Origin of the sequence: Blastomonas sp. AAP25 (assembly GCF_001295965.1) — a bacterium.
Taxonomy (GTDB): domain Bacteria; phylum Pseudomonadota; class Alphaproteobacteria; order Sphingomonadales; family Sphingomonadaceae; genus Blastomonas; species Blastomonas fulva.
On sequence record NZ_LJHP01000017.1, the window covers coordinates 1 to 13639 of the forward strand.

At 65.3% G+C, this 13639-nt stretch carries 12 protein-coding genes; 7 read left to right on the plus strand and 5 right to left on the minus strand.

Annotation, left to right across the window (positions count from 1 at the left end; genetic code table 11):
* From IP68_RS12865 to IP68_RS12875, 4 genes are all read left to right on the plus strand, one after another.
* The coding region (locus tag IP68_RS12865; RefSeq protein ID WP_156318136.1) for an OmpA family protein at window positions 1-402 on the plus strand (402 nt) is incomplete at its 5' end.
* Window positions 403-548: 146 nt separating this feature from the next.
* Window positions 549-890, plus strand: coding sequence for an iron-sulfur cluster insertion protein ErpA (erpA, locus tag IP68_RS12870; RefSeq protein ID WP_054135408.1), 342 nt, complete (start codon window positions 549-551; stop codon window positions 888-890).
* 116 nt (window positions 891-1006) lie between these two features.
* Window positions 1007-1180: a DUF1328 domain-containing protein gene (locus IP68_RS19785; RefSeq protein ID WP_069051341.1), complete on the plus strand. Its 174-nt coding sequence runs from the start codon at window positions 1007-1009 to the stop codon at window positions 1178-1180.
* A 154-nt stretch (window positions 1181-1334) separates the two neighbouring features.
* Entirely contained in the window at window positions 1335-2396 is a 1062-nt protein-coding gene (locus tag IP68_RS12875) for an AI-2E family transporter (protein WP_054135409.1), read from the plus strand.
* 24 nt (window positions 2397-2420) lie between these two features.
* Here IP68_RS12875 and IP68_RS12880 read toward each other — a convergent pair whose 3' ends face one another.
* Window positions 2421-4757, minus strand: a complete 2337-nt coding sequence (locus tag IP68_RS12880; RefSeq protein WP_054135410.1) for a DNA translocase FtsK — start codon at window positions 4755-4757, stop codon at window positions 2421-2423.
* 139 nt (window positions 4758-4896) lie between these two features.
* Between IP68_RS12880 and IP68_RS12885 the strand changes: the two genes are divergently transcribed.
* Window positions 4897-6132, plus strand: coding sequence for an FAD-dependent monooxygenase (locus tag IP68_RS12885; RefSeq protein WP_054135411.1), 1236 nt, complete (start codon window positions 4897-4899; stop codon window positions 6130-6132).
* A 71-nt stretch (window positions 6133-6203) separates the two neighbouring features.
* On the opposite strand, the gene IP68_RS12890 is transcribed toward IP68_RS12885, so the two are convergent.
* Window positions 6204-6845: a TetR/AcrR family transcriptional regulator gene (locus tag IP68_RS12890; protein WP_171900270.1), complete on the minus strand. Its 642-nt coding sequence runs from the start codon at window positions 6843-6845 to the stop codon at window positions 6204-6206.
* Window positions 6846-7042: 197 nt separating this feature from the next.
* Between IP68_RS12890 and IP68_RS12895 the strand changes: the two genes are divergently transcribed.
* Window positions 7043-9409, plus strand: a complete 2367-nt coding sequence (locus tag IP68_RS12895) for a TonB-dependent receptor (RefSeq protein ID WP_054135412.1) — start codon at window positions 7043-7045, stop codon at window positions 9407-9409.
* 39 nt (window positions 9410-9448) lie between these two features.
* On the opposite strand, the gene IP68_RS20635 is transcribed toward IP68_RS12895, so the two are convergent.
* Together IP68_RS20635 and IP68_RS12905 are read right to left on the minus strand one after the other, a co-directional pair.
* Entirely contained in the window at window positions 9449-10369 is a 921-nt protein-coding gene (locus tag IP68_RS20635; RefSeq protein ID WP_231683974.1) for an ATP-binding cassette domain-containing protein, read from the minus strand.
* Between the two features lie 101 nt (window positions 10370-10470).
* Window positions 10471-11013 (minus strand): dihydrofolate reductase family protein, encoded by a 543-nt coding sequence (locus IP68_RS12905; protein WP_054135413.1) that lies wholly within the window; start codon window positions 11011-11013, stop codon window positions 10471-10473.
* A 166-nt stretch (window positions 11014-11179) separates the two neighbouring features.
* Here IP68_RS12905 and IP68_RS12910 point away from each other — a divergent pair, with 166 nt between their 5' ends.
* Window positions 11180-11956 carry a MerR family transcriptional regulator gene (locus IP68_RS12910; RefSeq protein ID WP_054135414.1) on the plus strand — a complete coding sequence of 259 codons (777 nt, stop codon included), beginning with the start codon at window positions 11180-11182 and terminating at the stop codon, window positions 11954-11956.
* A 39-nt stretch (window positions 11957-11995) separates the two neighbouring features.
* On the opposite strand, the gene IP68_RS12915 is transcribed toward IP68_RS12910, so the two are convergent.
* The gene (locus IP68_RS12915) at window positions 11996-13603 is read right to left on the minus strand and encodes an NAD(P)/FAD-dependent oxidoreductase (RefSeq protein ID WP_054135415.1); all 1608 of its coding nucleotides are present in this window, start codon (window positions 13601-13603) and stop codon (window positions 11996-11998) included.
* Window positions 13604-13639: the final 36 nt, after the last annotated feature.

Sequence of the window (13639 nt, forward strand, 5' to 3'; positions counted from 1 at the left end):
CCCCCGCCTCCGCCGCCCCCGCCGCCTCCTCCGCCGCCGCCTCCGCCGGTTTGCGAAAAGGGTCCGTACATCGTGTTCTTCGACTTCGACAAGTCGAACATCACGCCGGAAGCAGCGACCATTCTGGACAACGCCGTGGCAGCCTATGGCAGCTGTGGTTCGGTCCCGGTCATGCTCGCAGGTCACGCCGACCGTTCGGGTGCAGCAACCTACAACGTCGGTCTGTCCCAGCGCCGCGCCGAATCCGTCAAGGCCTATCTGGTCTCGCGGAACATCCCGGCAAGCGCGATCAGCACCCAGGCTTTTGGCGAAACCAAGAACCGCGTGCAGACCGCCGATGGCGTTCGCGAACTGCAGAACCGTCGCGTGGAAATCACCTACGGTCCGGGTTCGGGCATGTAAGCCACTCGCCCGATCGCAAGATCAGGCAGCAAAAAATCGGGGTCGGTCTTCGGACCGGCCCCTTTTTTGTGCGCGCAGGCCGTGCGTTCCTGGTGTCTGCGTGCTGACCGCTTGTGGCGCCCGACCGAAAGGCTTATATCGAGCCCATGGACACCACAGCCACCGCCGACATCATCCTCACCCCCAGTGCGGCAAGCCGCGTTGCCGCGATCGCGGCCAAGCAAGGCAAGCCTGCGGTGCTGCGGCTTTCGGTTGAAGGCGGCGGCTGCTCAGGTTTCCAGTACCGCTTCGGGCTCGCCGATGCTCCCGAGGACGGCGATACGGTTGCACTGCGTGACGGCGTCGCATTGGTCGTTGACGAGATGAGCCTCGACCTGGTGCGCGGCAGTGCGGTCGATTTCGTTGAATCGCTCGGTGGATCGGCCTTCCAGGTCACCAATCCCAACGCGGCCTCCGGCTGCGGCTGCGGCTCCAGCTTCTCGATCTGACCCTCTAGCCTGACGGTACGGTCTGCTCGGACTGCCGCTGTTGCGGAACCTTTTGGCGCGCCTTCGCGTAACGTCATGACAAGCGTTACTGCCAGACCCGCGACAAGGACCACGCCATGCTGAGAGCCGCCCTGATTTTTGCCATCATCGCCCTTGTGCTGGGCGTCCTTGGGTTCGGCGGGCTTGCCGGCTTTGCCTGGGACCTTGCCAAAATCCTGTTCTGGATCGCTGTCGTGATCGCGGTCGCGCTGTTCGTCCTGGGTACCTTCGTCTACAAGAAGGTTACCTGAGCAGTCGCACGGCGGGCTGTCGTCAACGCGGCTGCAGCCCACAGCGCGTCTTCGCTTTTCCAAGTTCAACACCGGTGATATCCATGTCGCCACCCACCAAATGCGCCACTGGCCTCCGGCCGGTGGCGTTCCTCTGTTGTGAAAGACTGATTTAATGGAGCCTGCAGATCGTGACGGCCGGGATGGCGTGTGGGGAGCGGGCCGGGTCGCTGCCATAACGATGGTCGTCGTGGCCATTCTCGGGGTCGCCTGGCTGATCATCGAACTCGCCGGCTTCCTCATGATGGTGTTTGCGGCATTGGTGCTGGCCGCGGTGTTCTCGTCGATGGCGAGCCGGGTGTGCCGATATACCAAGATGAGCCGCGGGCCCGCGCTTGCCATTTCGGTGCTGCTGACGATCGGCGTGTTTGCCGGGGTCTTCACACTGTTCGGATCGCAGCTGACCAACGAGTTTGACACCATCCAGCAGAGCATTCCCCCTGCCATCGATCGCGTCGAGGCGCAGCTCGACCAGTTCGGCCTGGGCAATTCGACCCGCGACATGATCCGCCAGGGAACCGGAGACATCTCCAGCATGGCCGCGCGTCTGGGCGGATTTGCCATGACCGCGACCAATGGGATCGCGAACTTCGTACTCGTGCTCGTAGGCGCGATCTTCATCGCCAGCGATCCGATGGTGTACCGGCGTGGCCTGTTGCTGCTGATGCCCGCAAGGGCGGAAGGGCCGGTCGCCGACGCTCTGGATGATGCATCGCGCGGCCTGCGCGGCTGGATGGTCGGACAGGCGGTGTCGTCGCTGGTCGTGGCTGTCCTGACTGGCGTGGGGCTGTGGGTGCTGGGCGTTCCGGCTTCGGGCGGTCTCGGCGTGATCGCGGGCCTGCTCGACATCATTCCGATGGTCGGACCGATCATCGCCGGCGTGCCCGCCGTGCTGCTGGCGTTCACCGTCTCGCCGACGGCGGCGCTCTGGACGATCGGCCTGTTCCTGGTGGTCCAGCAGCTGCAGGGCAACTTCCTCCAGCCGATGATCCAGAAGCATGCAGTAGACGTTCCGCCCGCCGTACTGCTGTTTGCAGTGGTTGCCGCAGGGCTTATCTTCGGCTTTCTGGGCGTTCTGCTGTCCGCGCCGCTGACCGTTGTCGTCTATGTGATGGTCCAGCGCATCTATGTGAAGACGCTGCTCGGCAAGCCGATCAAGGTCGCCGGACACGACTGATCGCGGTCAACCCGCTCTGCGCGATCAGAGCGGGTTGCCGTCCTTGTCGCGGAAAACTTCGCGGCGCCCAACGTGGTTGGGCGCGCTAATAAAACCGTCCTCTTCCATCCGCTCGACCAGCCGCGCGGCGCTGTTGTAGCCGATACGCAACTGGCGCTGCAGCCAGCTGGTCGATGCCTTCTGGCTTTCGAACACGATCTGGCAAGCGCTGCGGTACATCTGTTCTTCGGGGGTGTCGTCGAGGCTCGCGCCATCGAGCGCGAAGCCGCCATCCTCGGGCTCTTCGGTCACCGCCTGGATGTAATCCGGCGCACCCTGCGAGCGCCAGTGATCGGCGACGCGGCGGACCTCTTCATCCGATACGAACGGACCATGGACGCGTTCGACCTGTTTGCCGCCCGACATGTACAGCATGTCGCCCTTGCCCAGCAGCTGTTCGGCCCCCTGTTCGCCCAGGATGGTGCGCGAATCGATCTTGCTGGTGACGTGGAAGCTGATCCGGGTGGGCAGGTTGGCCTTGATGACGCCGGTGATCACGTCGACCGAGGGTCGCTGGGTCGCCATGATCAGATGGATGCCCGCCGCACGCGCCTTCTGCGCCAGCCGCTGGATCAGGAACTCGACTTCCTTGCCCGCGGTCATCATCAGGTCGGCAAGCTCGTCGACGATCACCACGATCTGCGGCATCGGCTCGTAGTCGAGCTGCTTCTTCTCGTATTGCGGCTGGCCGCTGACGGGGTCCCAGCCGGTCTGAACTTCCTCGCCCAGCGGGATGCCCTTGGCCTTGGCGACGCGGATCTTGTCGTTGAAATTGACCAGGCTGCGGACCTTGAGCTCGCTCATCATCCGGTAGCGCTCTTCCATCTGCTCGACCGCCCATTTGAGCGCGCGGATCGCCTTTTGCGGTTCGGTCACCACCGGCGAAAGCAGATGCGGGATGCCGTCATAGATCGACAGCTCGAGCATCTTGGGATCGATCATGATCAGCCGCAGCGTCTCGGGGGTCATCCGGTAGAGCAGCGACAGGATCATCGCATTGAGCCCGACCGACTTGCCCGATCCGGTGGTGCCGGCGATCAGCAGATGCGGCATCGGTGCCAGATCGGCGATGACGGGATCGCCCGAGATGTTCTTGCCCAGGATCACCGGCAGCTGGCCTGTGTTCTCGGCAAAATGGCTGGAGCCGATCATCTCGTGCAGCACCACGGCATCGCGGTGCTGGTTGGGAAGCTCGATGCCCAGCTCCTTGCGGCACGGGATCGCCGCGACGCGCGCCGAGCGCGCGGACATGTTGCGCGCGATATCGTCGGCAAGCTGGATGACGCGGTTGGCCTTGATGCCCGGCGCAGGGAGCAGTTCGTAGCGGGTGACGACCGGGCCGGGGCGCACCGCAGTGATCTCGCCCTTGACGTTGAAGTCGCTGAGCACCGTCTCGAGCAGGCGGGCATTGCGTTCGAGCGCGATCTTGTCGAGTGCGGGGCCGGTGCTGGTCGGTGGCGGGTCGAGCAGGTCGACAGAGGGCAGGTCATAAGGTCCGAAAAAGTCGCCCTGCTTGCTCTTGGGGCCAAGCTGCGCCTTGGCGGGGCGCAGCGATGGCTCGGTGATCTCCGGCGGCGGGCGGTTGTCGGGCACGGCCTCCTTGCGCGGGGCGGCGAGCGCCGGACGCGGGGTTTCCGCGGCATCTTCGGCTGCGTCCTCGTCGCCTTCCTCGATCACCGGGCCGATCGGCTTGCGGAACAGCGCTTCGGGAACGCTCACCTTGATCGGCGGCATGCGCAGCAGCCCGCGCTCGAGACCCAGCGCCTTCCAGCCCAGCAAGGTGCCGGCAAGCGCCAGCAAGCCCGCGGTGCCATAGACCGCCCAGGCGACGCCTGCAGGCGGCAGCAATCCACCCAGAGCCTGAATCCCGCGCGCGCCGACCAGACCGGTCAGGCCGCCAGGCCCGGCGGGGAAATGCTGCGCGGCCTCTCCGAAGAACACCGCCGATGCGACCGCAAGCATCACGATGCTGACCAGCGTGGCCAGCACCGCGCGCCGCCAGTGGCCCAGCGGGCGGTTGATCCACATCCGATGCGCCTGGATGGCGGTGATTGGCAGGGCGAGCGCGCTGGCAGGGCCGGCGAGAAACAGCATGAAATCGGCGATCCAGGCGCCTGTCATCCCCATCCAGTTGTCCACCGGACCCCCGGCGGCGGTATTGAACGACGGATCGGTCTGGTGATAGGTGATCAGCGAGACCGCGACGAATGCGGTGAGCGCGAACAAGGTCAGCGACAGGATCAGACTGCCGCTGCGCAACAGGCTCTGACGCATCAGGTCGCGCCAATCGGGCGCGTTTCTGGTGGCGGCGCGGCTGGCCATATCCTGTTCAACTCCGGCAATATGGTAAATGTCGTGCATTTTGCGCAGAGGACGGACTCCGCGTCAAGCAAGGACTTGAGCCGGACTCCGGACGGCAAAGCCCCTGTTCAGAGCGGATGTTGCGCCCTACATTGGAGGCATGACCGATACCCACATTTCAGCGCAGCATAGCGACATCCTGATCATGGGCGCGGGGCCTGCTGGCCTTGCGCTTGCCCTGGCGCTGGTGCGCAGCGGCCTTTCCGTCAGGGTGATCGACCGGATCAGCCCGCAGACGCTGGCCGATCCGGGCTTTGACGGCCGGGCCTCGGCGCTCGCCAGCACCAGCTGGCAGATGCTGCAGAATCTCGGACTGGCCGATGGCCTGTGGCGCGATGCCTGCCCGATCGATCGCATCGCGGTGAGCGACGGTCTTCGCAAGGGCGGGCTCGATTTCGATGCGGGCGCAGAGGGCATGGGGGTGATGCTTCCCAACAGCCTGTTGCGCGGAGCGCTGTTCGAGGCCGCGAGCGCCGATGGCGATATCGATCTGGTGATGGGCGCAGACGTTGCGACCCGCGCGGTCGATGCGCATCGTGCGACGATCACGCTCGCCGATGGCCGGGCGTTTTCGGCATCGCTGCTGGTGGGGGCAGAGGGCCGGATGTCGCCGACGCGCGACATTGCCGGGATCACGCTGGGCCAGTGGTCCTATCGCCAGCGCGGCATCGTGACCGCGGTGACGCTGGAGAAATCGCACCAGAACACTGCGTTCGAGATCTTCTATCCCGATGGTCCGGTCGCGATCCTGCCGCTCAACGACGACGACGACGACGGCCGCGCGATGGCTTCGATCGTCTGGACGGTGCCCGAGGGCAAGGCTGATGCGTGGGTATCGCTGTCCGACCGCGCGTTCGGTGCAGCACTCACCAAGATGAGCGGTGGTTTTTTGGGCGAAATCACCCCCGTGACGCCGCGCAGCAGTTGGCCGCTGACCTTGTGCCAGGCCAGCGCCATGGTCGCGCCGCGCATCGCGCTGGTCGGCGACAGCGCGCACATCATCCATCCGATCGCGGGGCAGGGTCTGAACCTTGGGCTTCGGGACGTCGCGGCGCTGGCGCAGGTGCTGGGGGAGGGCGCGCGGCTGGGGCTCGATCCGGGCGATCTGGCGCAGCTCAAGCGCTACCAGGACTGGCGGATGCTCGACAACGCGATGATGGCGGGCGCCACCGATGTGCTCAACCGGCTCTATGGCCTGCCGGGCAGCGCGCCTTCGCTGGTGCGGCGTCTGGGCATGCAGATTGTCGGGCGCACCGGCCTGATCCGCCGGTTCATTATCGACGAAGCGCGGGGATCGAGCGGCGATCTGCCCGAACTGCTGATGGCGAGTGACTGAGGCGAGCGCAGGCACCGTCATTGTCGCTTTCGCGGGAATGCCGGGTCAGGACGCAACCACTTTGATGACCTTCAAGGCTTCAGCCCGCGCGCTATGAAGTCGTTCGCCGCGCTGGCGATCGCGTCGGGGGCGAGGTCCTCGCTCCAGATGCCGTAGCGCAGGCCGAGGAACACGTTCATCCCCATCACCGCCCAGGCGTGGAGCTCGCTAACATCGTCGCGCAGTTCGCCGGTCTCGGCGCCAGCCTTCAGCCTTGCCAGAATGCGCGACGCGGTGACCTGATAGTGCGCGCGGTAGCTGTCTGAATCGACGAATTCGGCCTCGTCGATGATCCGGTAGATTTCCTTGTGTTCGCGCGCGAATTCCAGAAAGCCCTTGAGCGCGGCGCGTTCGCGATCCAGCGCGCTCTTGGCCTCCTGCATCGCGGCGGCAGCGTGCACGCCGACCTGCGCCGACATGTCCTGCACCAGCGCGCGGAAGATTTCGTCCTTGGAATCGAAATAGGTGTAGAAACTGCCCAGTGCCGTGCCCGCGCGGCGGGTGATGCCGCTGATCGAGGCCTCGTGGAAACCGCGCTCGCCAAATTCGATCGCGGCTGCGTCGAGCAGCTTGCGCAGGGTCGCCCGGCCACGCGCAGTGCGGGGTGTCTTGCCCGGCCTTTCGGACGGGTCGCCCGCCTCATCCCCGATTGGGTCAGGTGCCTGTGCCGCCATAATCCACTCCCACCGCCGCACATGATGCACTGATGCAACACGTCTGGCCGATCTCTCCGGCTTTGTCTCCCCCAAACGGATAAGAGTTGAAAGCTGGTTCAACTTTCACTAATGAACATTCACGCCTTGCGCAAGGCCGGTCAACAGATGAACCGGCGCACCGCGGGACTTCAGGTTTGGATGATGGAGGGAATATTATGTCATCGTTTCGGTTCACCCGCTTTGCCGCCGCGCGCGCCTCGCTGACGCTGGGGGTTGCAGCAGCTGCGCTGACCGCGCTTCCCGCCATCGCCCAGGCGCAGGACACGCAGGAAGAGGCCGCCACGACCTCGGCCGATGGCTCCGTGATCGTCGTGACCGCGCGGCGCCGTGCGGAAAACCTGCAGGATGTGCCGATCGCGATCAGCGCCTTTTCCGCCGAGCGGCTGGAAAACCAGGGCGCGCTCGACATCACCGACATTTCGCAGATCACCCCCAACACCACGCTAGAAAACTCGCGCGGCACCAACTCGACCCTCACCGCGTTCATCCGCGGCGTGGGCCAGCAGGATCCGGTGCCCGGTTTCGAGGCGGGCGTCGGCATCTATCTCGATGATGTCTATCTCAACCGCCCGCAGGCTGCGGTGCTCGATATCTACGAGGTCGAGCGGATCGAGGTCCTGCGCGGACCGCAGGGCACGCTTTATGGTCGCAACACCATCGGCGGCGCGGTCAAGTACGTCACCAAGATGCTGCCGCAGGAGTTCAGCCTTAAGGTGCGCGGCACCTATGGCACCTATGACCAGGCCGATGGCGTGGTCACCGTGTCGGCTCCGATCGGCGATATCGTCCGCGTCGGCGGCACCTTCGCGCGGCTGTCGCGCGGCGGCTTTGGCGACAACCTCAACATCCGCGGGCTCGAGAACTACAACCGCGATGTCTATGCAGGCCGCGGCACGCTCGAAATCGGCGGCTACGGCGCGCCGATCATGATCCGCATTTCGGGCGACTATACCCGCGACAAGTCCGATCCGCGCAACGGCCACCGCCTTATCCCCGGCATCCGCAGCGGAACTCCGGTGCTGCGCGATGTCTACGACACCCGCGCCGGCCTCAACGCGCCCAAGCAGGACATCGAGGCTTACGGCCTGGCGATGAACATCTCCGCAGAACTGACCAACACGCTGACCTTCCGGTCGATCAGCGCCTGGCGCAAGGATGACAGCTTCACCCCGATCGATTTCGACGCGCTGCCCGCGATCGATGTTGATGTGCCTGCGCTGTATCGCAACGAGCAGATCAGCCAGGAATTCCAGCTGCTGTATGAAGGCAGCCGCCTCAAGGGCCTGGTCGGCTTCTATTATCTGGACGCCAAGGCTTCGACCGCGTTCGATGTGTTGCTGTTCACCACGGTCGCCAACCTCAACGCCTTCACCGCCGGCGACGTGCGCACCGATACCTGGTCGGTATTCGGCGATTTCACCTATGATTTCACCGATCAATTGTCGCTGTCCCTGGGCGGTCGCTACACCGTCGACAAGCGCAACTCGACCATCCTGCGCCAGACCAAGTTGGGCCGCTCTGCCGAGTTCGGCGGCACCCCGCTGGTGCTCGCCACCACCTCGAACTTCAACGGCCAGGCGCGCTTTACCGATTTCAACCCGCGCGCGTCGTTGAGCTTCAAGCCCAACAGCGATCATCTGCTGTTCGCCAGTTACTCGCAGGGCTTCAAGGGCGGCGGCTTCGATCCGCGCGGCCTTTCGACCGCCGCGCCCGACACCAACCGCGACGGTGTGCGCAGCCAGCAGGAAATCTTCGACTTCCTGAGCTTCGAGCCTGAGACGGTGGACAGCTATGAACTGGGCTGGAAGGGTAGCTTTGCCGACAATGCGATCAACATCGCGCTGACCGGCTTCTACGCCGACTATACCAATGTGCAGGTGCCCGGGTCCGCAGGCTTCGATTCGAACGGCGACGGCACCAACGACACCTTCATCGGTGTCACCACCAACGCCGGCAAGGCCGAGTTCAAGGGCCTGGAATTCGAGAGCAACGCCGTGTTCGCCCGCGACTTTGCCGGCGACGGTTCGTTCCTGAGCTTCAATGGCACGCTGGGTTACATCGATGGCGAATACAAGCGCTTCATTGATGCGCGCAACATCGACGTCGCCAATTTGCGCCGCATCCAGAACACCCCCAAATGGACCGCATCGGGCACCTTCACCGGCGCCTTTCCGGCCTTCTCGGGGATGATCACCGCGTCGACCACGGTCAGCTATCGCAGCAAGACCTTCCAGTTCGAAACGCCCAGCCCGTTCCTCGACCAGAAGGGCTATGCGCTTTGGGATGCCGCGCTGATCTGGCGCGATGATGCTGACCGGTTCAGCTTCGGCCTCAACGCCAAGAACATCCTGAACAAGCAGTACATCACCTCGGGCTACCAGTTCCTCGCGACCGCGCCCGACGGAACGCCGACGCGCAATGCGGCGGGCAATTTCATCCCGACGCTGGGCACCGAAGGCGTGGCGACGGCCTTCTACGGCAACCCGCGCCAGGTATTCGTCACCGGCACGGTCAAGTTCTGACCCGCTGACCCTTTGCAAGGGGGGTGGTGGTCGCAGGCGTCAGCTTGCGGCCACCAGCCTTTGGGTCATCGCCGCCTGCGGGGCGGCGATCAGCTCCACAATCGGCCCCGCCTCCACGATCCGCCCGGCATCGAGCACCAGCGCACGGTGGCAGAACTGCGCCGCCAGCGCGAGATCATGGGTGATCACCAGCATCGCGATGTGCTGCTCGCGCTGCAGCCGCTTGAGCAGCTTGACGATCTGCGCGCCCACCAGCGGGTCGAGCGCGCTCGTCGCCTCGTCCAGCACCAGCATCTGCGGCTCTGACACCAGCGCGCGGGCGATCGCGACCCGCTGCGCCTGCCCGCCCGAAAGCGCGGACGGCAGCCGATCGGCCAGCGCCGCCGCGAGGCCTGCACGCGCCAGCTTGGCGATCGCTCCTGCGACCGGCAGCGCCAGCGCGATCACCGGCATCATCCAGAATTGCGGCGCGCTAGTGAGGCTATCGCCCAGCCCGCCGACCGGCAGCCACCCCAGCCACAGCCCGAAGATCAGCGCGAGCAACGGCCCTGTCACAAAGCTGGGTAGCGCCGTGACGATGGTCGCCAACAGCATCAGTGCCTCATCCGCCCAGCCACCCGGCCGCAGCGCGGCGACCGTCCCGGCGGCCAACCCAAGCGCCAGCGCCAGCAGTATCGCCAGCCCGCCCAAGGTCAGCGACACCGGTAGGCTGTCGGCGATCAACTGGGTGACGGTGAAATCGCGATAGACCAGGCTCGGCCCGAAATCGCCGGCGAGCGTGCGGCGCAAGAACAGCGCGAACTGCTCGCCCATCGGCAGGTTCAGCCCATAAGCGGCCTCCAGCGCCGCGCGCGTCTCGGGCGCCAGCGGCCGCTCGCCATCGAACGGCCCCCCCGGCGCAAACCGCATCAGCGCGAACGACGCGATGAGGACCAGCAGCAAAGTGGGGATTGCGGTCAACAGCCGGCGAAGGATCAAGGCACGCATCGGGTGCGACAATGGCGGATCGGCTGCGTGGCGTCATGCGGAAAATGGGACAAACCGGGTGCGTGGAAGCGGCGTCAGCCTAACCGCAGCGTGTAGACAAGGTGCTGCAATCCGGTGGGGGTCGTCTGCGCAGAAATCAGGTCGAGCTGGATCGCCTCGGCAGCCGTGGACACCAGTCGCCGTCCGCAACCTGCCATCGCAGGAACGAGCACGAAATGCAGTTCGTCCATCAGTCGTGCATGGATCAGCGACTCGATCAGCGCGATGCCATGTACCCCGATGGTACCGCCATCGGTGGCCTTGAGGGAGGCGACCTCGGTTGCCACGTCGCCTGCCAGCAGCGACGAGCCCTGCCATTCGGTCGATGTCAGTGTGCCGGACACCACCAGCTTGGGCACCGTGTTGATGAAGCCCGAAAACGGCTGGATGTCGGAGGTCGGCCAGAACGCGAACCATTCCTCGTACATCTTTCGGCCCATCAGCACCAGGTCCTGCCCGGCGATCGACTGCGCGATCAGCGGCGAAAAGTCCTGATACAGCTCGGGCCGGACAAAAGTGTCGGGCGCCTCGACCACGCCGTCGAGCGAGATGAACAGAAAACAGGCCAGCTTCCGCATGGTGCACCTCGCTATTCCGGGCGCGATCATGACTCATGGGGCGGGGCACGTCATGCGGAAAGTCGGGAGGAGGTGCGCAGTGCCTATCCGCTCCCGCAAGCGGGAGGCGATAGGGCTGAAAAATTCCCCTTGAAGCTGACGCAGCGTCAAGTGGCATAAGCAGCTCATGGCTGATTCGCTCGACATTGCCGCCGTTACCCGGCTCACCGGTCTCACCGCCCGCGCGCTGCGTTTTTACGAGGCGCGGGGGTTGGTGGAGCCGTTGCGGACCGCGTCGGGGCGGCGGCATTATGATGCGGCGGCGCTGGAGCGGCTGAACCTGATCCTGTCGCTCAAGAAGGCGGGGCTGACGCTGGCGCAGATCCAGCGGCTGACCGCCAACCGGCGGATCGATCTTCACGGGCTGATCACCGCACAGCTCGACCATCTCGAGGCGCAGGCGCGGCGCATATCCGATGCGCAGGCACTTCTCGTTTCCGTCAAGTCACGCATCGATCGCGGCGAGCCCATCGATGCAGAGACCTTCTGCTCGCTGATCCGACACGAACAACAGGACACGACAACCATGTCACAAGACCAATGGAAGGCGGTGACCGACCGCTATTTCACCCCCGAAGAGCAGGCCGAATGGGCCGAGAAGATGGACGCAATGACGCCCGGTTTCGATAACGAGGCCTATGCCGCGCAATGGAAGGATCTGGGCGACGCAATCAAGGCCGCGCTGCCGATGGACCCTGCCAGCGAGGCCGCAGCGGGCTTTGTCGCGCGCTGGTTCGAATTGCTCAAGCCCTTCACCCAGGTCGCTAGCCCGGCGATGATGCAGGGCACGATGAAGATGTACGACGACATGCCCAACTGGCCGGTTCAGGCCGATCCCGGCTTCGATAGCGAGGTGTGGGCATTCATCAAGCTGGCGTCTGCGGCGCGGCTGGCGAAGGGGTAACAGAGGCCTCTCCCCTCCCGCGGGCGGGAGGGGAGAGGGTCACCCCCGCCGCCATCTCTTGTCCGCCAGCACCACCTTTGCCGCATTGTGCCCCGGCGCGCCGGTGACGCCGCCGCCGGGGTGCGTGCCCGATCCGCACATGTACAGCCCCTTCAATGGCCCGCGATAATCGGCATGGCCCAGCACCGGGCGCGCGGCCCAGAGCTGGTCGAGGCTCATCCGGCCATGGAAGATGTCGCCGCCGATCAGGCCGAAGGTGCGCTCCAGACCTTTGGGGCTGAGCACCTGCTTGCCCAGGATCGAAGCGCGAAAGCCAGGCGCGTGCGCCTCGACCGTATCGATGATCGTGTCCGCAGCCGCCGCTTCCTGCTCGGGCGTCCAGTCGAGCTTGGGGTCGAATTGCTGGCAGAACAGGCTCGCGACATGATGCCCCGCGGGCGCCAGACTGTCGTCGACGAGCGAGGGGATCAGCATCTCGACGATCGGTTCGCGCGACCAGCCGTGCACCTTGGCATCGCTGAACGCGCGGTCCATGTAATCGAGGCTGGGCGCGATGACGATGCCTGCGCGCAGATGCTCGCCCCAAGGGTTTTCGGCCCCGGGCAGACATGTGAAATCGGGCAGCCGGTCGAGCGCGACGTTCATCCGGAAGCTGCCCGATCCGCAAACGTAGCCATCGATCCGCCGCGCGAAGTCTTGCGGAAGTGCGGCGCGCGGCACCATCTTCCCATAGAGCAATTTTGGCCCGACATTGGCGATGATGCGTTGGCTCCGCAGTTCCTCGCCGCTTGCCAGCCGCACTCCGGTGGCGCGCCCGCCCTCGACCAGCACCTGATCGACCGGGCTGTTCAGGCTGATCTCGACGCCTTGCTCGGCGCAGGCCTCGGCCATCATCCGGGTAATGCTGCCCATCCCGCCGATGACATGCCCCCAGCTGCCCTTGTGGCCGTTGACCTCGCCGAACACGTGGTGGAGCAATACATAGGCAGAGCCCGGCGTGTCGGGGCTGGCATAGTTGCCGACAACCGCGTCGAAGCCGAACGCCGCCTGTACAGCCGCGCTCTCGAACCAGGGGGTGAGGAACTCGCGCGCGGACTTGGTGAACAGGTCGAGCACGTCACGCTGGACCTCGCGCGGCAGCCGGGAAAGCAGCCGCCCGGTGGTCAGCGCATCGACCAGCCAGGCGACGCCGCTGCCGACATTGGGCGGCGGACGCAGCGCAAGCTCGCGCAGCACATCGGCGACCCGCTCGAGCATCGCGTAATAGCCCGGTAGCGCCTCGGCGTCCTTGCGCGAGAAGCGCGCGAACGCGGCTTGCGTGCGCTCCAGCCCGCCGCCGAGGATCAGATGATCGCCCTGCGCAAGTGGCAGGAAGTTCGACACCGGGCGCTCGATGACGCGATACCCGCGTCCGACCAGACCCATGTCGGCGATGACCTTGGGCTGGAGCAGGCTCACCGTGTAGCTGGCCACCGAATTGCGGAATCCGGGGTGAAATTCCTCGGTCACCGCCGCGCCGCCGATCACATTGCGCGCTTCGACGATCCGCACGGACAGGCCTGCGCGCGCCAGATAGAAGGCGCAGGTCAGGCCGTTATGGCCACCGCCGATGATGATCGCGTCCGGTGATGCGTGCGCCCTGCCCATGCTGCTGGACTAGCCCAGCACCCCCGCCGCGCCAAG

Excerpts from the sequence above, each read along its gene's own strand:
- IP68_RS19785 (WP_069051341.1), top strand. The coding sequence starts at position 1,007 with ATGCTGAGAGCCGCCCTGATTTTTGCCATCATCGCCCTTGTGCTGGGC.
- IP68_RS12890 (WP_171900270.1), bottom strand. The coding sequence starts at position 6,845 with ATGGCGGCACAGGCACCTGACCCAATCGGGGATGAGGCGGGCGACCCG.
- IP68_RS12885 (WP_054135411.1), top strand. The coding sequence starts at position 4,897 with ATGACCGATACCCACATTTCAGCGCAGCATAGCGACATCCTGATCATG.
- IP68_RS12905 (WP_054135413.1), bottom strand. The coding sequence starts at position 11,013 with ATGCGGAAGCTGGCCTGTTTTCTGTTCATCTCGCTCGACGGCGTGGTC.
- IP68_RS12910 (WP_054135414.1), top strand. The coding sequence starts at position 11,180 with ATGGCTGATTCGCTCGACATTGCCGCCGTTACCCGGCTCACCGGTCTC.
- IP68_RS12895 (WP_054135412.1), top strand. The coding sequence starts at position 7,043 with ATGTCATCGTTTCGGTTCACCCGCTTTGCCGCCGCGCGCGCCTCGCTG.
- IP68_RS12880 (WP_054135410.1), bottom strand. The coding sequence starts at position 4,757 with ATGGCCAGCCGCGCCGCCACCAGAAACGCGCCCGATTGGCGCGACCTG.
- IP68_RS12915 (WP_054135415.1), bottom strand. The coding sequence starts at position 13,603 with ATGGGCAGGGCGCACGCATCACCGGACGCGATCATCATCGGCGGTGGC.
- IP68_RS12875 (WP_054135409.1), top strand. The coding sequence starts at position 1,335 with ATGGAGCCTGCAGATCGTGACGGCCGGGATGGCGTGTGGGGAGCGGGC.
- erpA (WP_054135408.1), top strand. The coding sequence starts at position 549 with ATGGACACCACAGCCACCGCCGACATCATCCTCACCCCCAGTGCGGCA.